This is a genomic window from Sphingobium sp. SA2, assembly GCF_032227065.1.
Classification (GTDB): Bacteria; Pseudomonadota; Alphaproteobacteria; order Sphingomonadales; family Sphingomonadaceae; genus Sphingobium.
Genome location: NZ_JAPMXX010000001.1, coordinates 1,071,820 through 1,096,397 on the forward strand (window position 1 = coordinate 1,071,820; position 24,578 = coordinate 1,096,397).

Sequence of the window (24,578 nt, forward strand, 5' to 3'; positions counted from 1 at the left end):
GTGGCCGCACTCAATCATGATGTCCCGCGCGCCCAAGTGGTCGACGCCATCGACCGGCTGATGGACAATCTCGTCAATATCAAGGACGAGACCGGCGAGTTCCTTTTGCATCTGGACGATGGCCGCATCATCGACACCAAAGGTTGGGCCGGGTGGGAATGGACCCATGGGATCGGCCTGTTCGGCATGTGGCGTTATTATGAGCAGACCGGCGACCAAAAGGCGTTGGGCATCATCAAGCAATGGTTCGAGGATCGCTTTGCCGAAGGCACGCCGACCAAGAATATCAATACGATGGCGCCTTTCATCACGCTCGCCTATCTTTACGAGCATGAGCCGGACCCGCGCTACATCCCGTATCTCGACACTTGGGCCGAATGGTTGATGGCCCCCGATGGCCTGCCCAAGACCGAAGAAGGTGGCTTTCAGCATATCGTCTATAATGACGAAAATCCGGGCGAGATGTGGGACGACACGCTGATGATGTCGGTGCTGCCGCTGGCCAAGATCGGCCTGCTGCTGAACCGCCCCGCCTATGTCGAGGAAGCCAAGCGCCAGTTCCTCATCCACATCAAATATCTGTTCGATACCAAGACGGGCCTGTGGTTCCATGGCTGGGATTTCAACGGTCGTCATAATTTTGCAGAAGCGCTGTGGGCGCGCGGCAATTGCTGGGTGACGATCGCCATCCCTGAAATCATCGAGATACTGGATCTGCCGCAGGGTGATGCGTTCCGCACCTTCCTGATCGACACGCTGGCGGCGCAGGTGAAGACATTGGCGCAGACGCAGGACGCCGATACGGGCCTGTGGCACACGCTGATCGTCGATCCGACCAGCTATCTGGAAGCGTCGGCCACGGCCGGATTTGCCTATGGCATCCTCAAGGCCGTGCGGAAGGGTTACCTGCCGCGCCATTATGAGGCTGTCGGCATCAAGGCGGTACGCGGCGTGCTGGCCAATATCGACGATGCGGGCGAGTTGCAGCAGGTGAGCTTTGGCACCGCGATGGGCGACACCCAGCAATTCTACAAGGATATTGCGCTGACCTCCATGCCCTATGGCCAGAGCCTCGCCATCTGCGCGCTGGGTGAATTTCTGCGCAGCTATATCTGACATAATGAGAGCTTGGACGGCGGCGGGTCTTAGAAGGAGCGCCGCCGTCCAGGGCCAGAATGATAATAAGGCGGAGGAGCCGAACATGCCCAACCCAGCACCCATTCGCACCGTTCGCCTGCGCAATTATCTCGCTTATGGGTCCAATGACGTGTTGGGCGCAGGGTCGATGGCGGTCATTTCCGGTTGGGTATTGATCTTCTACACCCAGTTTTGCGGGCTTTCCGCCGGACAGGCGGCGACGATTTTTGCGGTCGCGCGTATCCTGGACGCCGTTGCTTCGCCGATGATCGGCTATATTTCAGACCATTTCGGCAGCACTCGGTTCGGCCAGCGTTTCGGGCGTCGGCGCTTTTTCATCCTGGCGGCGATCCCGCTATTGCCCAGCTTCGCGCTTATGTGGCTGCCGGGCCAGACCTTCTGGTATTATCTTGTCAGCTATGTGCTGTTTGAACTCGTCTATGCGATGGAGATCATCCCGTTCGAGACATTGGCTGCCGAAATGTCGAGCGATTATAAGACCAAGGCGAAGTTCGCAGGCGCGCGCATCCTGTTCGGGCAGGCGTCAGCCATTTTGGCGGGCTTCCTGCCGCTCTGGCTGATCACGACGTTGGGTCGGGACAGTGCCGACACGTTTTTCTATATGGGCATCATTTTCGCCGCGCTGTTCATGCTGACGGCCGGGCTGCTGTATCTGTTCAGTTGGGAACGGCATATGCCGGGCGGGGTGCAGCTCACGCAGGCCGCGCCGACCGCTGGCATGGGGCAGGCGTTCAAGGCGCTGTATCGCAACCTTTTTTCCACCATGCGTATTCGGGCGTTCCGGCTCCATCTGGGTATGTATCTGGGCGGCTATATCAGTCAGGATATTTTCAACGCGGCCTTCACCTTCTTCGTCATCTTTGCACTGACGGGGTCGATGGCGATCGCATCGGGGCTGCTTGGCACCATGTATATCGTGCAGTTCGTGGCGGTCATCATCGCGATCAACCTGGCGCTGCGGGCGTCGCCGTCGCGCGCCTATCAGATTGCGGCGGCCAGCTTCGCGGCGGGTGCGCTGACGCTCATTGGCCTGTGGGTGCTGGGCATCCCGGCGAGCAGCCCGATGATCTGGCTGCCGATCATCCTGGCTGGCCTGGGTCGCGGCGCGCTCAACTATATCCCCTGGGCGACCTATAATTATATGGCGGACGTGGACGAGATCGTCACCAGCCAGCGCCGCGAGGGCAGCTTTGCCGGTGTCATGACCTTCGTGCGCAAGGCGACGCAGGCCGCGGCTGTTGCGGGCGTGGGGTTCATCATGCAGGCGGGTGGCTTCGTGTCCGGTGCGCCAGTGCAAAGCTATGATGCCATCCTGACGATCGCTCTGTTGCTGGGCATCGGCACGGTGGGGATGCTGGGCTTTGGTATCCTTGTGTCCACCCGCTTCCGCCTCAGCCCCGCCACCCACGATGTCCTGATGGCCGAGATCGAGCATCTGCGGGGCGGCGGGCAAACCCCGACCAGCCCGGAGGCGGGCCGGATCGTCGAGGATCTGTCAGGCTGGCGCTATGATCAGCTATGGGGCAGAAACCCGGTCGCCCGCTGACAAAGGATCGATCATGCGCCCTGTCCTGCTTCTTGCCGCTCTTGCCCTGTCAGCCACGCCCGCTGCGGCCCAGCACTGGTCGCGCAGCTGGATGGCTGCGCCGCTCGTCTGGACCGCTCCCGCCGACAAGCGCCCGGACCTGACCGACCGTACGGTGCGGCAGGTCGTTCGCCTGTCCAGTGGCGGCGCGCGTATCCGGCTGCGCTTGTCCAACGAAATGGCGGTTGCGCCGCTGACGATCGGCGCAGTCCATGTCGCGCTGGCCGGGGAGGATGGCGCGACCCTGCCGGGCACCGACCGCGTCGTCGCGTTCAACCGCGTGCAGGGGGCAACGCTTTCCCCGCGCGCGCCGTTGCTGAGCGACGCGATCGACCTGCCGGTCAAGCCGCTTTCCCGGCTGACGATCAGCATCCATCTGCCCCAGGGCGCAGCCACGCCCACTGTCCATGCCTATGCCGCCGCCACCAACTGGATCGCGCCGGGCGACCAGACCGCCGCGATCAACCTGACCGGGGCGACGACCATCGGGCCGCGGCTCATCCTGTCCGCCGTGGAAGTGGAAACCGCCCGGCCCGCCCCCACCATCGTCACGCTGGGCGATTCCATCACCGACGGCGTGCGCGCGACCAATGACAGCAACCGGCGCTGGCCCGACCTGCTGGCCGAACGGTTCCAGAGGGCGGGGCGGAGGAATGTCGCGATCGCCAATGCCGGGATCAGCGCCAACCGCCTCTTGTCCGAAGGCGAGGGCTATAATGCGCTCGCGCGCTTCGACAGCGATGTGCTGGCGGTGCCGGGTGTCAGCCATGTGGTTATCCTGGAGGGTGTCAATGATATCGGCGCGGCGACGGCGCAGAAACGCCCTTTACCGAGCGCCGATGACCTGATCGGTGCCTATCGGCAGATGATCGCGCGGGCGCAAGGCAAGGGTGTGAAGGTCATCCTCGCCACCATCCTGCCCTATAGGGGCGCTGGCTATTGGAGCGAAGAGGGCGAGGCCGTCCGTGTCGCCGTCAACGACTGGATCCGCACGACTGACGAAGCCGATGGCATGATCGATCTCGCCAAGGCGATCGCCGACCCCGGCGATCCGGCGCGGATGGCGAAGCCCTATGATGTGGGCGACGCGCTGCACCCCAATGATGCGGGATTTGCGGCGATGGCGGCTGCGTTCGATCTGCGCCTGTTTCGATGATTGCTGCGCTGCTTTTGGTCGCGGCCGCCAGCGCGCCGATCGCGCCCAAACCGCTCTATCGCGATCCCATCCATGATGGCGCGGCTGACGCCTCGACCGTCTATGACCGGGCCAGCGGCGAATGGGTGATGTTCTATACCAACCGTCGCGCCGACCTGCCCATGGAAGACGCTAAGGACGTGCGGTGGGTCCATGGCACCGCCATCGGCACCGCCCGGTCGAAGGATGGCGCGCGCTGGCGTTACAGCGGGACGGCCGCCATCCCCCAAAGCTGCACCGGCGAGACGCTCTGGGCACCCGAAGTCCAGTTTCTCGGCGGGCAATGGCATATGTGGCTGACCGTTGTGCCGGGGGTCTTCCGCGACTGGAATGCGCCGCGCTTCATCGTTCACCTGACCAGCCCCGACTTAGCGACATGGAAATGCGGCGAGCGGCTCGATCTTGGTTCCGACCGGGTGATCGATGCCAGCGTCATAGCGTTGCCTGACGGGGGCTATCGCCTCTTCTTCAACGACGAACGCGAGAATAAGGCAATCCGTACGGCGGACAGCAAAGATCTGGTCCACTGGACGGTTGGTAAGCGCCTGACCGACACGCCCGGCGAAGGCCCCAAGGCATTCCGCTGGAAGGGGCGTTGGTGGCTGATCTCCGACGCGTGGAAAGGGTTGTTGGTCATGCGGTCCGACGATGCGGAAACATGGACGCGGCAGGAGGGCCATATCCTTGGCGTTCCCGGCACCCATCCCACCGACCGCGCCAAGGGCCAGCACCCCGACATCATCGTGGCGGGGGACCGGGCCTATATCCTCTATTTCGTCCATCAGGATGGCGAGGATGAAGCGCGCGTCAATCCCGACTGGAAACGCCGCAGCGTCCTCCAGATCGCGGAACTGGTCGAACGCGATGGGTCTATTTCGGTCGATCGCAACGCCCCGGTGTCAGTCGCGCTAAAACCCTGAGCAGCGATTACAGGAACCCGACCTGCCGCAGCCAAGCTTCGCATAGCGTTGGCCAGATCGACACCGGCATGTCCGTCGTGTCGAGCGCAAAGCCATGCGGCGCATCGGCAAAGATATGGAGTTCGGTTGATCCTCCAGCGTCCCGCAATGCCCTATGCAGGCGGTGGGCATTCTCCACCGGGACCACCGGGTCATTGCCGGCATAGACGATGAAGGTCGGCGGTGGTTCGGACAGCAGTTGGGCGTCGGGCTGCAGCGCATCGTAGAGCGCCTGCTTTTCGACCGGCGGCAATGGCGGTTTATCGGCGACGACCGTTCGGCCCTTTGCATTGGTCGAGATGGGGGCATAGCCAATGACCAGGATATCGGGCGGCTGCAAATCGGCTTTTCCCCATTCCGCCGGATAGTCGGCGGCAAGGCAGGCGGCGAGATGACCGCCGGACGAAAGGCCGACGACACCCAGCCCTTCCCTTGCAAATCCACTGGAACGGGCCAGCGCCATGGCCGCATGCGCGTCGTCGAGCGGGGCGGATGGGCCATTGCTTGCATCGGGAAAGCGATGGATCAACAGGAAGACAAATAGCCCAGCCGATTGAGCCAGCGCGCGATCTGCACGCCCTCCCGCCCTGCCATCAGCGCGACATAGCCGCCCCCGCCCAGCACCAGCATCGCCCGGCCATTGGGGCGATCGGGCGCATAGCCTAGCAGGACGGGGCGTTCGACTGCCGTGACCACGGCTTGCTCTGGCGGAGCGGTGTTGTCCTCCAGCGTGAAGGCGCCTGTTGCTGCGCCATGCAGCGGCCAGACCTGATCAGCACCCAGCATCTTGCACTCCCATCGGGCAACCATGGGTGGGATAGGCTTCCCCATCCAGTTCCACCGCTTCGCGCACCACCTCGACCCGATCGCCGGTGTCGCGCATTTCATAGAATTTGGCCAAGGCGCGCTTGAAGGGGCGATGCACGACCATCATCAGCCGCCCATCGAATGCGCGGAAGAGCATGCCATGCCCACTGTCGCGCTCGACCAATGGCCCTAATTGCTCCCAGGGGCCAGTTACCGTGCCGGATGTGGAACGGGCCAGCGCCTGGACATAGCCATCCCTGCCATAGCTCGACCAGAGCATCAGCAGCGTACCCTTCGCCGTGCGGAACAGTTCGGGGCCGTCGGTGACATGAACGATGTCGCCTTCAGGCTGTTTTTGCCCCACCACCCAGTCGGCCTCGTCAGCGCGGAACAGCTGGCGCGGCAGCCCGGCTGCCGACAGGTCATCCTTGAGCGGCATCGCATCGATCGTGCCGGTGCCGACCTGCATCCATTCATGGGCATAGACGAGCCAGGGCTTGCCCGCTGCATCAATATGCAGCGTGCCATCGAGCGTCATGGCATCGGCCGGGGCGATCGGATCGCCGCCGCGCACCAGGGCAAAGGGACCGTCGAGCCGGTCGGATACCGCCAGCAAGGTGGTGCGCCGATAGGTCGGGCGCTTGGCCTTTGCCTGGATGGCGGCAGCTTCGTTATGGAAGGTCGCCAGCAGATGCCAGCGCCCCTTCCAGCGATGGACTTCGGGTGCCCAGGCTCCCTCATTCGCCCATGTCCCGTCCGGCAAGGTGAAGACGATGCGCGGCTTTTCCCAATGGGCAAGGTCGCGGCTGACATAAGCCATGATACCCAGCCGTTTGTCGCCGGTGACGGCGGGATCGTTGCGGCTGAACAGCCAATAGGTCTGGCTGTCGGTATCCGCGACCACCCATGGATCATGGATACGCAGATGGGATGTCAGCAGCGGCGCTTGTGCCGCCAGGGGAGCAGCGAACACCAACAGCAACAGGGCAAGCAAGCCCCGCATCAGCCCGCCATCCGATTGCCATAGCCGATGATCAGCGTGGCGAAGACCAGCAGGCCTACGCCGCTCCACACCATACGGCGAACGGCCGGTGCGGCGTCTTTCCACTCGCGAAAGGCAAAGCCCCAGCAGGTACCGAAGATGATGATCGACGCCATGTGCAGGGTCCAGCTGGAAAAGCCGAAGCGACCCATCTGGCTTTCGCCCATGGTGTAGAAGAAGAATTGGAAATACCAGGCCGTGCCCGCCAGCGCACAGAGCAGGACATTGGGCAGCAGCGCGGGGCGCTTGCCATCTGCGTCGGGTGCGCCGAGCCACTGGCCCGCAGACTTGTTTTTCACGATCAGCCACCCGCACCAGACCGCGTTGGTGATGAGGCCGCCGAACATGACGATGCACAGCGTCGGCAGGCCAGTCCAGAGCGGTCCCGTCCCAGCAGCCGCCGACAGCGCCTTGACCGGTTCGCCCGCCGCAAGGCCAAAGGCGAAGCAGGAGGACATGATGCCGGAGAAGATGGCGACGGCGATGCCTTTCTTGAAATCGAACTCGGCAACGGCGGCGGCCTTTTGTTCAGGCGAGAGCGCGGCATCCTTGCGCGCGCCGGCCATGGCGACGACGATGATGCCCAGCACGGTCACGGCCAGCCCCAGCAGCACGATCTGCCCATGCAGCGTGCCTGCGATCTGCGTCATGAAGCTGCCATCGACGATCGGCGGAATCAGCGTGCCGAACACGGTGCAAAGGCCCAGCACCACCGCCATGCCGAGCGAAAGGCCAAGATAGCGCATAGTCAGGCCATAGGTCAGGCCGCCAAAGCCCCATAGGAAGCCGAAAAATATGCACCAACCGACGACCGAGCCCGGCACCTGCGCCATCACGCCCATCAGATCGTTGGTCTGGACCGAGGCAAAGAACCAGGGTGCGATGACCCAGGAGAAGATGCCGCCGGTCAGCCAGAAAATCTCCCAATTCCAGCGCTTCACCCCGCGATAGGGGACATAGAAGCTGGCCGAGGCAAGGCCCCCCAGCCAGTGGAACAAGACGCCGAGCAGTGGATTGCCGATCATATATCAAGTCCCAGGCGATAGAGGCGATTGGCGTTGCCGCCGAACAGGGCGCGGCGGTCGGCTTCGGCCAAATCCGCGATGATGGCGTGATAGGCCTCCATATAGCGGTCGATTGGGCCAAACAGCTTGTCGGTCGGCGTGTCGCTGGCGAACATGCAACGATCGACACCGAACAGGTCGATCGTTTCGCGGACAAAGGGCGCGATCGTCTCGCGGCTCCAGTCGCGGCGGATGAAGCCCATGCCCGACAGCTTGACGGAGACATGGGGTAGCGCTGCGAGGGCCTGCATGCCCCGCCGCCAATCGCCGACACCGTCCGCGTCGGTCAGCACCGGCATGCCGAGATGGTTGATGATGACGGGGATGTCGGGGTGGCGCTCGATGAGCGGGACAAGTCCCGGCATCTGCCCCGGATAGCATTGCAGGTCGAAGGACAAGTCGTGCTTTGCCAGCAAGCCATAGCCCGCCTGCCATTGCGGATCGACGGTCAGGTCGGTAGGCGTGTAGCTGCGCCGAGGGTCGGGGTGCCAGTTGACGATATGGCGGATGCCCTTGACGCGGCTGTGCGCGGCTTGCGCGGACAATAGTACATCGACGTGCGGGCCGTTGAGCGCGGCGAAGGCGACGATGCCGGTGGGCAGCCCCTCGATCGCAGCAAGGCCATCGAGCCACTGGGTTTCACGCAGCGCGCTGTCCGCCGCCGCGCCCGCATCGACATGCACGGCGCCAATGACATTCCAGCGTGCGAGGTCTGCGCGATATTCCGCGATGCCATAATCATGCGCGATCGGTTCGACGCTGCCGTTCGGCCCATCCTCGGCGAAGGGCGGGCTGAGCCAGTCGTAGCGGATATGCGCCAGATCCCATAAATGGATATGCGCATCGACAAAGGGGATCATGGCCGTCCTCTCCTTATCCCATCTCTCCGTTCGCTCTGAGCTTGTCGAAGGGTCTTACTTCTTCAGAAGAAGGCTTCGACAGGCTCAGCCCGAACGGCACTGGAGGCTTGTTCCAACGCGGCGTGCTGGCTCTTGTCGGCCAGTCGCGCCGCGCGACTTGTGTCAGAAAGTGGTGCGACCGCCCGACGTGTCGAAGGTCGATGCGGTGGTGAAGCTGCATTCCTCGCTTGCCATGAAGCAGACCATCGCGGCGGATTCGCTGACTTCACCCAGGCGCCCCATCGGGATCTTGGAGCGCATATAATCGACCTGGCTTTGGGGCAGCTGTGCGAGAATGGGGCTTTCGAAGGTGGCGGGGGTCAGGGCATTGGCGATCACGCCCTTGCCGGCCAGTTCCTTGCCCAGGCTCTTGGTCAGCCCGATCACGCCCGCCTTGCTTGCGGAATAAGCGGAGGCATTGGGATTGCCTTCCTTACCAGCAACCGAGGCCAAGTTGACGATGCGGCCATAGCCATTTTCGAGCATGAACGGCACCACTGCGCGGTTGCAGTAAAAGAGGCCGTTCAAGTTGATGTCGATCACGCTGCGCCAGCTGTCGAGCGGATAGTCCCATAGGGTCGCGGTCGCGCCGGTAATGCCCGCAGAGCAAACCAGCACGTCGACTTTGCCCAGTGCTTCCGCGCTGGACTTGGCTGCCGCCTCCACTGCCGCCTGATCGGAGACATCGAGCGCGACCACATGGGTCGCGCCGATCTCCGCTTTGGTTTCCGCCAGCGCATCGGCGTTCACGTCCCACAAGGCAACCTTACCGCCTTCGGCTACGATCCGCGCGGCGACCTGTTTGCCCAGGCCCGACGCGCCGCCGGTGACGATAGCGCAGCGTCCTTCATAACGACCAGCAAAGACGCTCATCCGAGCACCTCGTCGCCCAGATGCCGCCATTCGACGACATTCTGCGTCTGGGTGCCCAGCTTGGCGATGCCCAGTTCCATCACGTCACCGGCCTTGAGGTAGATGGCGGTCGGCTTCTTACCTTCGCCGACGCCCGGCGGCGTGCCGGTGATCATCAGGTCGCCGGGATAGAGCGTGATATATTCGCTGACATAAGCGATGAGCTGCGCGACGGTGAAGATCATCGTGCGGGTGTTGCCGGTCTGCATCCGATCGCCATTGACGTTCAGATACATGTCGAGATCCTGGCAATCGCCCACCTCGTCGGGCGTCACCAGCCAAGGGCCGGTCGGGCAGAAGGTGTCATGCCCCTTGCCTTTGCTCCACTGGGTGCCGCGCTGCTTCTGGTTGAAGCGTTCCGACACGTCGTTGACCAGCGTGTAGCCCGCGACCTTCGACAGCGCGTCCTCTTCGCTCACGAAGCGGCAGGTTTCGCCGATGATGACGCCCAGCTCGACTTCCCAGTCGCCATGGGTCGCGCCCTTGGGCAGCATCACTTCATCGTTTGGCCCATTGAGCGACGACAAAGCCTTCATGAACATCATCGGTTCGGTCGGGATCGGCAGGTTGGATTCGATCGCATGATCCTCATAATTGAGGCCGATGGCGACGATCTTGCCCACGCCCTTCAACGGCACGCCATAGCGCGGCGTCCCCTCCACGATCGGCAGCGACGCGATGTCGGCGGCCTTGGCGGCGGCCAGCGTCTCGATCGTCAGCTCGGCGACCACGCCTGACAAGTCGCGGATATTGCCATCCGTATCGACGATACCGGGCTTTTCCTGGCCACGCGGGCCAAAACGGCAGAATTTCATGGCAATCTCGCTTCTTGCTTAGTGAGTATAGGGGCGGTGCATCGCGATATCGCGGTTCAGTTCGACGCCGAAGCCGGGCGCGTCGAGCGCGCTGGCTTTGAGCCGACCATTTTCGGGCACTGGCTCGCCGATCAACTGTGGGTGGAACATCGGCACCACTTCGGTTGGTCCTGGATGCATCATCAGGAATTCGGCGAAGGGCGAATTGTGGCGGGTGATGACGAAATGGTAGCTGTAGACCGAGGAGCCGTGCGGCACGACCATCTTGCCATGGGCGTCGGCCATCGCGCTGATCTTGAGCAATTCGGTCACGCCGCCGCACCAGCCGACATCGGGCTGGATGATGTCGCAGCAATCCATTTCCAGCAACATGCGGAAGCCCCAGCGGGTCGCCTCATGCTCGCCGGTCGTCACCAGCATCCCCTTGGGGACGTTGCGCTTAAGTTGGCTGTAGCCCCAATAATCGTCGGGGCTGATCGCTTCCTCCATCCACTTCAACCCATGTTCGTGCGCCGCGATGGCGAGGCGCGTGGCATAATCGACGTCGAGCGCCATCCAGCAATCCCACATCAGCCAGAAGTCGGGACCGCATTTTTCGCGCATGTCCGCCAGTTCGGCGATATTCTTTTTCAGCCCTTCGATCCCCTCGGCCGGGCCATGGTGCAGCGGCATCTTGCCGCCGATGAAGCCCAGTTCCTTGGCGACATCGGGCCGCGCGCCGGTAGCGTAGAATTGCAGTTCATCGCGCACCGCCCCGCCCAGCAGATGATAGACCGGCTCCTGCCGCAACTTGCCCAGCAAATCCCACAGCGCCAGATCGACACCGGAAATGGCGTTCACGACCAGACCCTTGCGCCCATAATATTGGGTCGAGAAATACATCTGGTCCCAGATTTTCTCATAATCGGTGGGCGCGCGGCCTTCCAGAAACCGGGCCAGATGCTTTTCGACGATGAACGCTGCGGGTTCGCCGCCGGTCGTCACGGCAAAGCCGATCGTGCCATCTTCCGCCTCGATCTCGACGACCAAAGTGCCCAGCACGTTGATGCCGAAGCTCTGGCGCGACTGGCGATATTCGGTATAGCGCGACATCGGCGTCGCAATATGGTCGTCGATCCAGTGGCCTTCGCCCTGGTCATGATAGTCGGCACCGCCACCGCGCACGGTGAAGGCCCGGACATGCTTGATTTTCGGCAAGGTCACGATCGGCACGCACACACTCCCTGAACCATGCCGACGTCCAATATATGGGACAAGACGGCAGAAACTTCCAAAATCTGAGCAAAATGGCGATAAAGGTCGGACAGCAGGCATGGAGGCATGTTCGAAAGAATCACGCTTAGTCCTCGCCTTCGCCCTTGTTTTTCTCATTTTGTGGGATAGAGTGTTATTAGATGAGACAGAAAACGTCAAATCCAGAATCGGGTGAACGAGAGGAAAAGTCGAAAGCCGCCGGGTCGCAGACCTTGCAGCGTGGGCTGGACCTGCTCGACCAGGTGATCGACGGGCCGGTAAAGCTCGCCGACCTGTCCGAACGGATGGGTCTCACCCGATCGACCACCCACCGCCTCGCCAACGCGATGGTGGAACGGGGATTCCTCACTTTCCTGCCGCGCGAAGGCTATCAGTTGGGGCCGAAACTGCTGCAACTCGGTTTCCTGGCGCAAGCGCAGGCCGATGTGGTGCAGATCGCCCGCCCGCATCTCGAAGCCCTGGCCGCCGCCAGCGAAGATACGGTGCATCTCGGTCGACTCGATGGCGATCAGGCGCTTTATCTCGACAAGATAGCCGGGCGTCGCCGCGTCGAAATATCCAGCCGCATCGGCGATCGTCATCCCTTGACCTCGACCGGGCTTGGCAAGGCGCTGCTGCTGGACGACAGCGAAACGGTCTGGACCCGGCTGTTCGACGCTGAGCGCGAAGATGGCACCCATGATGCCGATGCGGCCCTCTGGTTCGACCGGATGCGCGCTTATGTCGCGCAGGGACGCACGTTCGATCTTGAAGAAAATGAGGACCAGATACGCTGCGTCGCAGCCCCGGTGCGTGATGCATCGGGTGCGATCGTCGCCGCCATCAGCCTGTCGAGCGCGGCCCAATATATGGACGACGAGCGGATGCAGGCGCTGAGCGCCGATGTCCGCGCGGCGGCCCACGCCATCAGCGCCGATCTGGGCTGGACCCCTGGCGTCAAACCACCCAACCGCCCTGCACGGCGGTAACCAGCCAAAGAAAGGGCCGATCCCATGAAACTGCTTGAAGGCAAGACCGTCCTCGTCACCGGCGCATCGACCGGTATCGGCCGCGCCGCCGCGATTGGTGCCGCGCAGCATGGGGCCGATGTCGCGATCAACTATGCCAATAGCGATGGGCCTGCCGCGAGTTGTGTCGCCGAGATCGAGGCACTGGGCCAGCGTGCCATCGCGGTGAAGGGCGACGTTGCTGATCCGCAGACCGCACAGGATTTCGTGGCAAAAGCGGTGGACGCCTTCGGCAAGGTCGATGTGATGGTCAGCAATGCGGGCATCTGCCCCTTCCACGCCTTTCTGGATATGCCCGTGGACGTGGTCGAGCGCACCTTCAAGGTGAACCTGCATGGCGCCTATTTCATGGTGCAGGCCGCCGCGCAGCAGATGGTGAAACAGGGCCATGGCGGCTCGATCGTCGCCGTTTCCTCCATCTCCGCGCTTGTGGGCGGTGAGTTTCAGACCCATTATACGCCGACCAAGGCGGGCGTTCATTCGCTGATGCAGTCCACCGCCATTGCGCTCGGCAAACATGGCATTCGCTGCAACAGCGTGCTGCCCGGCACCATCCTGACCGAGATCAACAAGGATGACCTCGCCGACGTCGAAAAGCGGACCTATATGGAGCAGCGCACGCCGCTGGGTCGGCTGGGCGCGCCGGAAGATCTGGCGGGTCCGATCGTGTTCCTGGCGTCGGACATGGCCGCCTATGTCACCGGCGCGGCGCTGCTGGTGGATGGCGGCATGTATGTGAACTTGCAGTAAACCGTGATGCTCCCCCTCACCTCCGTTCGCCCTGAGCCTGTCGAAGGGCTTTCTTTCTCGCTTGGCGAAATCTGGGCTTCGACAAGCTCAGCCCGAACGGGGGGAGAGCAGAATGCGTAAGTTCGCTGGTCATGCTGTAAGGATGGTGCAGATTGTCCTGTTGGGCGTCATCCTCACCACCCCCGCAAACGCCACCCGTCCTGGCAACACCATCCTGATCGCGGGGGATTCCACCGCGGCCGACTATGCGCCGGCGCGGTATCCGCAGACGGGATGGGGGACGATGCTACGCTGCGCCGTGGCGCCCAATGTCCGCATTCTCAACCATGCCATGGGCGGCCGCTCGACCCGCAGCTTTTTGGCGGAGGGGCGCTGGGACCGGCTGCGTGCCGATATCCTGCCCGGCGACACGGTGCTGATCCAGTTCGGCCATAATGATGCGACGCGGGCGAAGCCGGAGCGCTGGGCACCGGCGCAGACCGACTATCGTGATAATCTACTGCGCTTCATTCGTGACGTGCGGATGGCGGGCGGCGTGCCCGTCCTCGTCACCCCTGTTACGCGGCGCAATTTCGGGCCGGAAGGCCGCGCCGTCGCGGATTTTGCTGCATGGTCGGGCGCGATGCGCGATCTGGCGATCAAGACCGGCACGCCATTGATCGACTTGGAGGCCCGCTCACGGGCATGGCTCGATCGCGCCGGGCCGAAGGGGTCGAAAGCGCTCTATCTCCATTATAGCGCGCAGGACAATGTGGCCGCTTTCCCCAAAGGCATCAGCGACAATACCCATTTTAGCGAATTGGGCGCGCGGCAGGTGGCCGATCTGGTTGCCGAGGGTCTGAAATCACTTGCCCTTCCCATTTCCGAGAAAATCGAGGCGCCGCGCCCGGCCGTGACTCGAACCACCCCGCTTGGAAGGACGGATTGCCAATGACACCGCCGATCGACCGCCGCACCCTCCTTGCCGGAACCCTCGCCTCCGCCACGCTAGCAACGCCTGCTATGGCGCAGAGCTTCCCTCTGCCCCAGGGGTTCGAACGGTTTCCGATCTGGCCCGGCAAAGCGCCGGGTGGCGAACGGGTCACGGTGCAGGAGGTCGAAAGCCTCCGTCGGCCCGATAGCGGCCCGGATGACGGCGTGTTCGCGCATGTGGTGACCCCGACACTCACCTTGCTGCGCCCCGCCAAGCCCAATGGCGCGGCGATCCTGCTCATCCCCGGCGGGGGCTATAGCCGCGTGGCGATCGGCCATGAAGGCTATAATATCGCCCGCCGGTTCGCGGAGGCGGGCTATGTCTGTTTCTCGCTGCTCTACCGCCTGCCCGCCGATGGCTGGGCGGCAGGCGCAGAGGCACCGTTGCAGGATGCCCAGCGCGCCCTGCGCCTGATCCGCGCATTGGCCCCGCGGGAGAAGTTCGACGCGAACCGGATCGGTGTGATGGGCTTTTCGGCGGGGGGACATCTAGCGGCCTGGCTGACCAGTCGCACGCCCCAGGAAAGCTATACGCCGGTCGATGCCGCCGACCGCGAACCGATAAGGGCCGCAATTGCCGCCTATATGTATCCGGTGATCCAGATGGAGAGCGCGTTCGTCCATACCGGATCGCGCGCGCAATTGCTTGGCCCTGATCCAACGGCGGAACGGAAGCGCGCCTATTCGCTCGACCAGGATGTGAGTGCAGAGACCCCGCCCGTCTTCCTCGCCCATGCGTTGGACGACAAGGCGGTGCCGCCTGAAAACAGCCTGGCCATGCTGGCTGCGTTGCGCGCCAAAGGCATAGCGGCGGAGTGCCATTTGTTCGAGAATGGCGGCCATGGCTTTGGCCTTGTCGCCTCGCCGGCAGCACCAGCGCCCTGGCCAGACCTGTTCCTGAATTTCGCGAGACGCCACGGCCTATGAGCGCACATGTCGCCCTGTTCGTCACCTGCTTGGTCGATATCATGCGTCCGCGCATTGGCTTCGCCGCGATCCGTGCGCTTGAAGCGGCGGGCTGTACCGTCGTCGTGCCGCAGGGACAGACCTGTTGCGGCCAGCCTGCGCTCAATAGCGGCGACCGCGCGCATGCCGTGGCGCTGGCCAAGCAGACGATCGAAGCGCTCGAACCTTATGAAGCAGTTGTCGTTCCCTCCGGCTCCTGTGCGGGGACGATCCGCTGCCACTATCCCGAACTGTTCGACGATGATGCGGCGTGGCAATTGCGCGCGCAGGCCGTCGCCGCCAAGACCTTCGAGGTGATGGCCTATCTGGATGAGGTCTGCGGCTGGAAACCGGAGGGCGTCGCCCTGCCCGCCACCGCCACAGCAACCTATCATGATAGTTGTTCGGGGCTTCGCGAACTGGGGATCAAGGCGCAGCCCCGCCGCCTGCTCAAAGCCGTTGATGGCCTGTCGATGACGCCGCTGCCGGGCGCGGAAACCTGCTGCGGTTTTGGCGGCACTTTCTGCGTCAAATATCCCGCCATCTCCAACGCCGTCGTCGGCGAGAAAGCCGATGCGATTGACGCGACCGGCGCAGACCTGCTGCTGGCGGGCGACCTTGGCTGCCTGATGAACATGGCGGGCAAGCTCCACCGTAATGGCTCCAAGGTCCGCGCCTTCCACGCGATCGAACTGATTGCGGGCATGGGCGACGGCCCGGCGATCGGCGAAGAGGCATGAGCGGCTTTACGGATCGCGCCGACGCGGCGCTGGCGGATCCGATCCTTAAGATCGCGGTCGAGCGCACGGCTGGCACGGCGGAGGCCAAGCGCGCAATAGCTGTCGATGCTTTCCCCGATTTCGAAGCTGCGCGGACACGTGCGGCTGCGATCAAGGATCATGTGATCGCGCATCTTGGCGCCTATCTCGAACAATTCGAAGCCAGCGCCATAGCGTCGGGGGCGCAGGTCCATTGGGCACAGACGGCAGACGAAGCCTGCCGGATCGTCATCGACATCTGCAAGGCGGCGGGGGCACGGACGGTCGCCCGCTCCAAATCCATGCTAGGCGAGGAAATCGGCTTGCCCCATGCGCTGGAGGAGGCGGGTATTGTCCGGGTCGAGACGGACCTTGCCGAACATATCATCCAATTGGCCGACGAACGGCCGTCCCACATCATCTGGCCCGCGATGCACAAGACGCGCGAACAGGTGTCCGCCTTGTTCCGCGCGAAACATGCCAATCCGCATGAGGAAGAAACGATCGCCGCCATGGCCCAGAGCGCCCGGCGCGAACTGCGCGGGGCGATGCTGGGCGCGGATGTCGGGATATCGGGTGCGAACTTCCTGATCGCAGATAGCGGCGCGGTCTGCACCGTCACCAACGAAGGCAATGCCGAACTCTCGCTCGTCCCGCCGCGCGTGCATATCGTGACGGCGGGGATCGAAAAGATCGTGCCGTCCATGCCCCACGCTATCCATATGCTGCGGATGCTGGCACGGTCTGCCACTGGCGCGGCGCTGACCCAATATACGACCTTTTACACCGGTCCAAAGCGCGTTGGCGACCGCGACGGGCCGGAGCAGATGCACATCGTGCTGGTGGACAATGGCCGCACCAAAATGCGCGAGGAAGGTCTGGCGGAGATGCTGCGCTGCATCCGCTGCGGCGCGTGCATGAACCATTGCGTGGTGTTCCGCCAGATTGGCGGCCATGCTTATGGCGGCACTTATCCGGGGCCGATGGGGGCGGTGCTAACGCCTGCGCTCGACGGCTTAGCGCCCAATCGCGACCTTGCCCATGCCTGCACTTTGAATGGCAAATGTCAGGAGGTCTGCCCGGTCAAGATCCCGCTCCCCACGCTGCTCAAGGGCTGGCGCGAGAAAAGCTGGCGCGAAGGGCTGGAGCCGACCTCAATGCGCTGGGGGTTGGGTGTCTGGGCTTGGTTTGCGCGCCGTCCCGCGCTCTATCGCCTGGGCACCGCCTTAGCGATCCGGGCGATGCGGCTGATCGGCCGTACCGGCTGGATCGCCAGCCTGCCGCTGGCGAGCGGCTGGACCAAGCATCGCGACCTGCCCAAACCCGCCGCCCGCAGCTTCATGGCGCAATATCAGCAGGAGCAGCGTAAATGAGCGCCCGCAACGCCATCCTCGCCCGTCTGGAAGGTCCGAAGCCGATCGCTTCAGAAGCCGTATCCCTGCTCGACGCCCCCGAACGTCCGGCGGTGGACGCCTCGGCGCTTGAAGCCGAATTTCTCGCCCGTCTCGCTTTGCCCAGCGTTAATGCCAGCCATGACCGTATCGCCAGCCTGGCAGACCTGCCCGCTGCCCTCGCACGCTACCTGACCGAACAGAAGGAACCCTTGACCCTTTGTTGCCCGCCTGATCCGCGCCTGACGGTGTGCGACTGGTCCGCCTTCACCCTGCACGCCGATGCCGCCCCCGACGAAGGCGCTACCCTCGCCATTGCACGCAGGGGTATCGCCGAAACCGGGTCGCTGATCTTCGAAACCAGTCCGATCGCGCCGATGCTGCCCAATTTCCTGACGCTGCATCATATCGTGCTGTTGGCGATCCGCGACATCTCCCCCCACCTGGAGGATGCGCCCCTGCCGGGGTCACAGCCACGCGCCCATTACTGGATCACCGGCGTATCCGGCACCACGGATATCGAGGGCACCTATGTGCGCGGCGCGCACGGCCCGCGCTTCCTGCATGTCATTCTGCTTCAAGAATGATGACCGCATATCGGTTCATCATTCCACATTAAGGGATAAATACTTTCCTTCGTGGCACTGGACGCTATAAGGCTTGGCAAAGCCATTCAGGAGATAGCCGATGTTCGACAAGACCTATTACGCGACGCACCCCGACATGATGGAATGCGTGTCGAACGAGGAATTGCGTGATCGCTATCTGATCGGCGGGTTGTTCCGCGATGGCGAGTGCGTGCTGAACTATACCCATGCCGACCGCTTCGTGATTGGCGGGGTCGCGGTGGCGGATGCGCCGGTCGCGCTGCCGGCGCAGACCGAGCCGGCTTCGGCGGCAGGTCATCCGTTCCTCGAACGGCGCGAAATGGCGGTGGTGAACGTCTCGAACGTCGAAGGCACCGTTACCGTCGATGGCGAGAGCTTCACGCTGGGCAACAAGGATTGCCTCTATGTCACCATGGGCGCGAAGGATGTGCAGTTCGCCGGCGCAGGCGCGCGCTTCTATCTCGCGTCCTGCCCGGCGCATAAGGGCTTTGCCACCCGCAAGCTCGGTATCGCCGATGCCAATGCGCTCGAACGTGGCTCCCTCGAAGAATCCAACGAGCGCACCATCTTCCAGCTCGTCATCCCCGGCATCTGCGACAGCGCGCAGCTGGTCATGGGGCTGACCGTGCTCAAGCCCGGTTCGGTCTGGAACACCATGCCCCCGCACATTCATGAGCGGCGCAGCGAGATTTATTTCTACTTCGAACTGGATGGGCCATCGGATCGCGTTTTCCACTATATGGGCGAAGGCGATGCGATGCGGCATATCGTCATGGCCAATGAGGAAGCGGTAATCTCGCCACCCTGGTCGGTGCATATGGGGTCGGGCACCAAGGCCTATGCCTTCATCTGGGCGATGGCGGGCGAGAATCAGGATTATACCGACATGAACGTGCTGGATATCTGCCAGCTCGCCTGACTCAAAGTGAGAGCGCCGTTCGTGTCGAGCGAAGTCGAGACACGCTCGCACAGCGCCCGAATGGTTTCTCGACCCTGGCCTGTCCTGAGCGCCTGCCTTGGCAGGCAGTCGAAGGGCTCGAAACGAACGGAAATAGCATGACCAACCCCTTCGACCTCAGCGGCAAAGTCGCCATCGTCACTGGCGCGAATACCGGTATTGGCCAGGCGATCGCCCTGTCACTGGCTGCGGCCGGTGCGGACATCGCCGCGGTCGGCCGCACTCCCGCGCAGGAAACCGTCGACAAGGTCCGCGCGCTGGGGCGTAAGGCGGAGATCATCTCCGCCGACCTGTCGACCATAGAGCCGGTCCAGCGCGTGGTGGACGAGACGCTGGAAAAGCTCGGCGGGCTGCACATTCTGGTCAACAATGCCGGGATCATCCGCCGTGCCGACAGCGTCGACTTTACCGAGGCAGACTGGGACGCCGTGATCGACACCAATTTGAAGGTGCTGTTCTTCCTGTGTCAGGCGGCGGGTCGCCACATGATCGCCCAGGGCGCGGGCAAGATCATCAACATCGCCTCATTGTTGTCCTTCCAGGGCGGCATCCGCGTGCCAAGCTATACCGCGTCCAAGAGCGGCGTGGCTGGCCTGACCAAGCTGCTGGCGAACGAATGGGCGGCCAAGGGCGTCAACGTCAACGCCATCGCGCCAGGCTATATCGCCACCAACAACACCGCCGCGCTGCAGGCCGACGAGACCCGCAACCGCCAGATTCAGGAACGCATCCCGGTCGGCCGCTGGGGCGATCCATCCGACATTGGCGGGGCGGCCGTGTTCCTCGCGTCGAGCGCGGCGGGCTATATTCATGGGCATACCCTCGCCGTTGATGGCGGATGGCTCGCGCGCTGATCGCCTGACCCGCGCGAAGCAACGCCCTTCGACAGGCTCAGGGCGAACGGACGATCAAACAGAGGAGGGATAACCCTCCCAACCCAAATCATGGAGGATGGATGCCCGATATCGACAGGCGTGCCGCGCTTACCGCCACTGGTCGCGTTGCACTGGGAGCCGCCCTCCCCGCTCCCGCCTTCGCGCAATCGCCGCTTGCGCTCGGTGCCGGAAAGTCCGGCCCGCCGCTCAAAACGGGCCATCTGCGCATGGGCACGGGAACCGGCCCCAATGGCACGATCGGCCTCACCAACCTGACGCTGCTTCGCGATGGCCAGCCCTGGCTGCCGGTGATGGGCGAATTTCATTTCACCCGCTTTCCGGCGCGCTATTGGGCGGAAGAATTGCGCAAAATGAAGGCGGCGGGCATCACCATTGTCGCCAGCTATATATTGTGGAATCATGTGGAGCTGGCACCGGTCCAGATCGACTGGACTGGCGACCGCGACATTCGTCGCTTCATCCAGCTATGCGACGCCGAGGGATTGCTCTTCTTCCTGCGGCCCGGACCCTGGGGCCATGCCGAGGCGCGCTTTGGCGGCATCCCCGACTGGATCGTCGCAGGCACGCACCCGCGCAGCAATGATGCCGCTTATCTGGCAGAGGTCGAACGCTTCTGGCGCAGTCTTCATGACCAGGTGAAGGGCCTGTTCTGGAAGGATGGCGGTCCGATCGTCGGCATGCAGATCGAGAATGAATATAATCTCGATGGGCCGGGTCAAGGCCGCGCCCATATCGCAACGCTCAAAAGCATGGCGCAGAAGATCGGCTATGACGTGCCTCTCTATACGGTTACTGGCTGGGACCAGACGCTCTACCCCAAGGGCGAGGTCGTTCCCGTCCATGGCGGCTATCCTGACGAACCCTGGTCGGCCAAAACCACCGCGCTGCCGCCCAAGGAAAATTACCTGTTCCGCTTCGATAGCCGGGTGAGCGGTGACCTAGGTGCGCAGACCCGAAGCAATCGCCGGGGCGACGCCGATAGCGATATGGCGGACACGCCCTTCCTGGGCGCGGAATATGGCGGTGGCGTGCCCGTCATGTATCGCCGCCGACCGCTGCTCGACCCCAAGGATGTGGCGGCCGCCGTCACCACGCAGGTCGGGTCGGGCGTCAATCTGCTGGGCTATTATATGTTCCACGGCGGGGCAAACCCGCTCGCGCAGGGTCGCACCCTGGAAGAGACCCAACGGTCGGGGGGCTATAATGACTGTCCGATCATCGGCTATGATTTTCAGGCGCCGATCGGCCAATATGGCGAGGTGAACCCGGTCAACGCTGCGCTGCGACCGCTCCATTATTTCCTTGGGCAATATGGCGATCGGCTCGCACCCATGGCCGTTCAGGCCCCGGCTCGACTACCCAGCGACAAGAACGACCTGCAAATCCTGCGCTGGTCGGTCCGGTCGCGGGGCGATAGCGGCTTCCTGTTCGTCAACAACCATGTCCGTCAATATGAGACGCCCGCCCATCGCGGCGTGCAGTTCACCGTCCAACTGACCAGTGGCCCGGTCGTCCTGCCGTCGCGGCCAGTCACGATTGCAACAGGCGACTACTTCTTCTGGCCGATCGGCCTGGACTTGGACGGCGTGTTGCTCAGTTGGGCCACCGCCCAGCCCGTCACTCGACTGGCCGATGCGGATGGCCCGATCCATGTGTTGATCGCCACTGCGCCAGGGTCCGTCGAACTCGCCTTCCCTTCGGGCACGCGCCTGTCCGCGCCATCGCGCGCAGAAGGTCCGCACGTCATCGCCGATGTCCCGCCTGCCCCGGACAGGCTGCTGACCGTGACCGGAGCCGATGGCCGCAAGGTTCGGTTGCTTCTGCTCGATCAGATGTCCGCGCGCAGCCTGTGGGTTGGCAACCTGTCGGGCCAGCGCCGCCTTGTCCTGACGTCTGCCGACACGATGTTCGGAACTGACAGCCTGACCCTGCGCCAGCGCGGCGATCCCGCCTTCCGCTATCGCATGCTGCCCGGTCGAGCGGGCACGGCAACGGCGAAAGGCCCGGCATCCAGAGCGATTCCCTTTACCCGGAGCCGCACCCCCGGCACGGCACCACCCATCGTCATCGGCGGCCCCGCCGACGCCGCGATGCAGCCCCTGCCCGAAGCGCATCGCGCGGCCGCCGCCTTCACCTTCACGCTACCCAAGGATGCGCTGGCGACCGGCGACGCCTTTCTGGAGCTTGACTGGCGCGGCGACATAGGTCGCCTGTTCGACGGCATGGATATGCTGGACGATGCCTTTTGGGACGGCCGCGTCGGGCGCATCGGCCTCAAGCGCTTTGCCGAACGGTTGGGGCGACCATGGACACTGACCATCCTGCCGCTGCGTGCCGACGCGCCCATCTACCTGGACGATAGTGCCCGTGCGAAACTGCCCAAAGCGGCCCAAGTCGCGGACCTGCTCACCCTTCGCCTCGTCCCCGAATATCAGTTGGAGATCCGCGCATGACCGCCCTCACCCGCCGCGCCACGCTTGGCCTCGCCGCTCTGCCATTGCTGCCCGCTCCTGCGCTGGCCGCGCCCAAGAAGACCGGCGCACGCCCCGGCCCCTTCCTGATCGGCGCGGACATCAGCTGGATTCCCGAAGATGAGGCCGCAGGGGCTCGCTATTTCGTCAAGGATCAGCAGAAGGATCCCATCCTCCTGCTGCGGGACGCGGGGTTCAACGCCATTCGCCTGCGCATCTTCGTCGATCCGGCGAATGGCTATTCGAAGCGAGAACCAGATAAGGCATGGGCCGGGCTAGAACAGACCGTCAAACTTGGCCGCCGCGTCCGCGACGCGGGCCTATATCTGGTCCTGAGCTTTCATTATAGCGACACTTGGGCAGACCCTGAACATCAGGGCGTGCCCGCTGCCTGGGCAGGCTATGACCTGCCCAGGCTCGCCAAAGCCGTCGATGCCCACACGCATGACACGCTCGTCGCGATGCGCGCGGGCGGCGCGCCTGTCGACATGGCGGTGATCGGTAACGAAACGACCTTTGGCATATTATGGCCCCATGGCCGGGTGAAGCTGTCCACCCCGACCGGCAACCCCATCACCGACGCCAATCATGCCAAGGTCGGCCAGGTTGGTGGCTTCGATGCCTTCGCCGCCTTGTTGCGCGTGGGCATAGCGGGGGCGCGCCGCGCCGAACCGGGCATCGCCATCCAGTTGCACAATCATCTAGGCCGTCATTGGGGCATCGTGCGCGAATGGACCGACGCGCTGATGGCACGCAATGTCGATTTCGACGTCATCGGCTTTTCCGCCTATCAGCAGCAGCGACAGGGCGACTGGGCCAACAGCTTCGACCAGTTCCTCAAACGCTATCCGGGCAAGGGGCTGCTGGTCGCCGAATATTCCAGCCGCAAACGCTATATCAACGATCTGGTCCACGCCCTGCCGGACAAGCGCGGCTGGGGCACGTTCATCTGGGAACCGACGCGGCATCAGGAAGCGATCTTCGACCGCAATGGCGAGAATGCGGGCGAAGGCCCCAAACCTGACCTGTTGAGCCAAGGCATCAACAGCGCCGAAGCCCCCGGCGGCCTTGCCACCGCTGCGCCAGCGCCCAAGCCCCAACCGACAGGACCGATGGGCGTTGGCGGTGACTATATCGCCAATCCCCTGCTCGATCTCTATGGTCGGATGGCGAAGGATTATCGACCGTGAACCGCCGCGACTTCACGCTGGGCGCTGGGGCGCTGGCGCTCACCGCTTGCGCGACGCGCCCGGTGGTCGGGGCCGATCCGTTGGTGTTCGCCTATTTCACGACCGGCAAGGGCGAGGCGGATGGCCTGAAACTGGCTACCAGCGACGATGGCTTCACCTTTCGCCCGTTGGCGGGCGGGCGCAGCCTGCTGGTGCCGCAAGTCGGCGAGAAAAAGCTGTTGCGCGATCCCTTCCTGTTTCGGGACGGAGCCCTCTATCATCTGCTGTGGACCACCGCATGGGAGGGCGTGACGATCGGCCATGCCACCAGCCGCGACCTCGTCCACTGGTCGCCGCAACAGGCTATTCCGGTCATGGCGACCATAAGCGGCACGCGCAATTGCTGGGCACCCGAAGCCATCTATGATCCGCGCGCGCGGCACTGGCTGCTCTTCTGGTCAAGCACGGTCACCGGCCGCTACCGCGAAACCGAAGGCACGTCGGAATCAGGGTACAACCATCGCCTCTGGGCCACCACTACGCGCGACTTCACGACCTTTTCACCGCCGCAACCGCTTTATGATCCCGGTTTCAGCGTCATCGACGGCAGTTTTGCGCACGCGCCGGACGGGAGCCTGCACCTGATCGTCAAGGATGAGACGGTGTCGCCACCGCGCAAATGGTTGCGTAGCGCGCCCACCCGCAGTCCGTCCGGTCCCTTTGGCGCGCTGTCCGCCCCTTTCTCGCCTGCCTGGGTCGAAGGGCCAATGACCGCGCGCATTGGCGATGCGCTTGTCTGTTATTACGACATTTACAAGGAAGGCCGCTGGGGCGCGGCGATGACCCGCGACATGGTGACATGGCAGGATGTCAGCGATCGGCTGGCGCTGCCACATGGCGCGCGCCACGGCTCGTTGCTTCGCGTGCCGCGTGGAGTGATCGACGCGATCGAGAACGAATAGA

Annotated in this window: 24 protein-coding genes; 16 read left to right on the forward strand and 8 right to left on the reverse strand. The window is 63.5% G+C overall.

The window, feature by feature from the left end:
- The 4 genes from OVY48_RS05095 to OVY48_RS05110 all read left to right on the forward strand — a co-directional run bounded on the left by OVY48_RS05095 (position 1) and on the right by OVY48_RS05110 (position 4,858).
- Positions 1-1,116, forward strand: a complete 1,116-nt coding sequence (locus OVY48_RS05095; protein WP_037475219.1) for a glycoside hydrolase family 105 protein — start codon at positions 1-3, stop codon at positions 1,114-1,116.
- Between the two features lie 85 nt (positions 1,117-1,201).
- Positions 1,202-2,704: an MFS transporter gene (locus tag OVY48_RS05100; RefSeq protein ID WP_313921987.1), complete on the forward strand. Its 1,503-nt coding sequence runs from the start codon at positions 1,202-1,204 to the stop codon at positions 2,702-2,704.
- 13 nt (positions 2,705-2,717) lie between these two features.
- Positions 2,718-3,899: an SGNH/GDSL hydrolase family protein gene (locus OVY48_RS05105; RefSeq protein WP_237748835.1), complete on the forward strand. Its 1,182-nt coding sequence runs from the start codon at positions 2,718-2,720 to the stop codon at positions 3,897-3,899.
- Positions 3,896-4,858 carry a glycoside hydrolase family 43 gene (locus OVY48_RS05110; protein WP_037475222.1) on the forward strand — a complete coding sequence of 321 codons (963 nt, stop codon included), beginning with the start codon at positions 3,896-3,898 and terminating at the stop codon, positions 4,856-4,858. Before OVY48_RS05105 ends, OVY48_RS05110 begins: the two co-directional genes overlap by 4 nt.
- A 7-nt stretch (positions 4,859-4,865) precedes the next feature.
- Here OVY48_RS05110 and OVY48_RS05115 read toward each other — a convergent pair whose 3' ends face one another.
- The 8 genes from OVY48_RS05115 to rhmD all read right to left on the reverse strand — a co-directional run bounded on the left by OVY48_RS05115 (position 4,866) and on the right by rhmD (position 11,639).
- Positions 4,866-5,426 (reverse strand): alpha/beta hydrolase, encoded by a 561-nt coding sequence (locus OVY48_RS05115; RefSeq protein WP_313921988.1) that lies wholly within the window; start codon positions 5,424-5,426, stop codon positions 4,866-4,868.
- Positions 5,423-5,683, reverse strand: a complete 261-nt coding sequence (locus tag OVY48_RS05120; protein WP_313921989.1) for a hypothetical protein — start codon at positions 5,681-5,683, stop codon at positions 5,423-5,425. The genes OVY48_RS05115 and OVY48_RS05120 overlap by 4 nt, the downstream gene beginning before the upstream one ends.
- Complete coding sequence (locus OVY48_RS05125; protein ID WP_313921990.1) at positions 5,670-6,707, reverse strand: glycoside hydrolase family 43 protein; 1,038 nt, start codon at positions 6,705-6,707, stop codon at positions 5,670-5,672. Before OVY48_RS05125 ends, OVY48_RS05120 begins: the two co-directional genes overlap by 14 nt.
- The gene (gene rhaT / locus OVY48_RS05130; RefSeq protein WP_037475224.1) at positions 6,707-7,771 is read right to left on the reverse strand and encodes an L-rhamnose/proton symporter RhaT; all 1,065 of its coding nucleotides are present in this window, start codon (positions 7,769-7,771) and stop codon (positions 6,707-6,709) included. The genes OVY48_RS05125 and rhaT overlap by 1 nt, the downstream gene beginning before the upstream one ends.
- The gene (locus OVY48_RS05135; RefSeq protein ID WP_037475227.1) at positions 7,768-8,670 is read right to left on the reverse strand and encodes an amidohydrolase family protein; all 903 of its coding nucleotides are present in this window, start codon (positions 8,668-8,670) and stop codon (positions 7,768-7,770) included. The genes rhaT and OVY48_RS05135 overlap by 4 nt, the downstream gene beginning before the upstream one ends.
- Positions 8,671-8,832: 162 nt before the next feature.
- Positions 8,833-9,582, reverse strand: a complete 750-nt coding sequence (locus OVY48_RS05140; protein WP_037475229.1) for an SDR family NAD(P)-dependent oxidoreductase — start codon at positions 9,580-9,582, stop codon at positions 8,833-8,835.
- Positions 9,579-10,436 carry a fumarylacetoacetate hydrolase family protein gene (locus OVY48_RS05145; protein WP_313921991.1) on the reverse strand — a complete coding sequence of 286 codons (858 nt, stop codon included), beginning with the start codon at positions 10,434-10,436 and terminating at the stop codon, positions 9,579-9,581. The genes OVY48_RS05140 and OVY48_RS05145 overlap by 4 nt, the downstream gene beginning before the upstream one ends.
- Before the next feature lie 18 nt (positions 10,437-10,454).
- On the reverse strand, positions 10,455-11,639 hold the full coding sequence (gene rhmD, locus OVY48_RS05150) for an L-rhamnonate dehydratase (protein ID WP_202807682.1): 1,185 nt from the start codon (positions 11,637-11,639) through the stop codon (positions 10,455-10,457).
- A gap of 191 nt (positions 11,640-11,830) precedes the next feature.
- Here rhmD and OVY48_RS05155 point away from each other — a divergent pair, with 191 nt between their 5' ends.
- The 12 genes from OVY48_RS05155 (at position 11,831) to OVY48_RS05210 (ending at position 24,577) form a co-directional block, all read left to right on the forward strand.
- Positions 11,831-12,658 (forward strand): IclR family transcriptional regulator, encoded by an 828-nt coding sequence (locus OVY48_RS05155; RefSeq protein WP_037475235.1) that lies wholly within the window; start codon positions 11,831-11,833, stop codon positions 12,656-12,658.
- 24 nt (positions 12,659-12,682) lie between these two features.
- The gene (locus OVY48_RS05160) at positions 12,683-13,447 is read left to right on the forward strand and encodes an SDR family NAD(P)-dependent oxidoreductase (RefSeq protein ID WP_037475237.1); all 765 of its coding nucleotides are present in this window, start codon (positions 12,683-12,685) and stop codon (positions 13,445-13,447) included.
- A 142-nt stretch (positions 13,448-13,589) separates the two neighbouring features.
- Positions 13,590-14,381, forward strand: a complete 792-nt coding sequence (locus tag OVY48_RS05165; RefSeq protein WP_037475240.1) for a rhamnogalacturonan acetylesterase — start codon at positions 13,590-13,592, stop codon at positions 14,379-14,381.
- Positions 14,378-15,346: an alpha/beta hydrolase gene (locus OVY48_RS05170; RefSeq protein WP_037475243.1), complete on the forward strand. Its 969-nt coding sequence runs from the start codon at positions 14,378-14,380 to the stop codon at positions 15,344-15,346. The genes OVY48_RS05165 and OVY48_RS05170 overlap by 4 nt, the downstream gene beginning before the upstream one ends.
- Entirely contained in the window at positions 15,343-16,104 is a 762-nt protein-coding gene (locus OVY48_RS05175; RefSeq protein ID WP_313921992.1) for a (Fe-S)-binding protein, read from the forward strand. Before OVY48_RS05170 ends, OVY48_RS05175 begins: the two co-directional genes overlap by 4 nt.
- On the forward strand, positions 16,101-17,495 hold the full coding sequence (locus OVY48_RS05180) for a lactate utilization protein B (protein ID WP_313921993.1): 1,395 nt from the start codon (positions 16,101-16,103) through the stop codon (positions 17,493-17,495). The genes OVY48_RS05175 and OVY48_RS05180 overlap by 4 nt, the downstream gene beginning before the upstream one ends.
- Complete coding sequence (locus OVY48_RS05185) at positions 17,492-18,100, forward strand: lactate utilization protein C (RefSeq protein ID WP_313921994.1); 609 nt, start codon at positions 17,492-17,494, stop codon at positions 18,098-18,100. The genes OVY48_RS05180 and OVY48_RS05185 overlap by 4 nt, the downstream gene beginning before the upstream one ends.
- Positions 18,101-18,200: 100 nt before the next feature.
- The gene (gene kduI, locus OVY48_RS05190; protein ID WP_313921995.1) at positions 18,201-19,040 is read left to right on the forward strand and encodes a 5-dehydro-4-deoxy-D-glucuronate isomerase; all 840 of its coding nucleotides are present in this window, start codon (positions 18,201-18,203) and stop codon (positions 19,038-19,040) included.
- Positions 19,041-19,177: 137 nt separating this feature from the next.
- Complete coding sequence (gene kduD / locus OVY48_RS05195; RefSeq protein ID WP_313921996.1) at positions 19,178-19,933, forward strand: 2-dehydro-3-deoxy-D-gluconate 5-dehydrogenase KduD; 756 nt, start codon at positions 19,178-19,180, stop codon at positions 19,931-19,933.
- Between the two features lie 101 nt (positions 19,934-20,034).
- Positions 20,035-22,428, forward strand: a complete 2,394-nt coding sequence (locus OVY48_RS05200; RefSeq protein WP_313921997.1) for a beta-galactosidase — start codon at positions 20,035-20,037, stop codon at positions 22,426-22,428.
- Positions 22,425-23,636, forward strand: coding sequence for a glycosyl hydrolase 53 family protein (locus OVY48_RS05205; protein ID WP_313921998.1), 1,212 nt, complete (start codon positions 22,425-22,427; stop codon positions 23,634-23,636). Before OVY48_RS05200 ends, OVY48_RS05205 begins: the two co-directional genes overlap by 4 nt.
- Positions 23,633-24,577 (forward strand): glycoside hydrolase family 43 protein, encoded by a 945-nt coding sequence (locus OVY48_RS05210; RefSeq protein ID WP_313921999.1) that lies wholly within the window; start codon positions 23,633-23,635, stop codon positions 24,575-24,577. The genes OVY48_RS05205 and OVY48_RS05210 overlap by 4 nt, the downstream gene beginning before the upstream one ends.
- The last annotated feature ends 1 nt before the right edge of the window (position 24,578 follow it).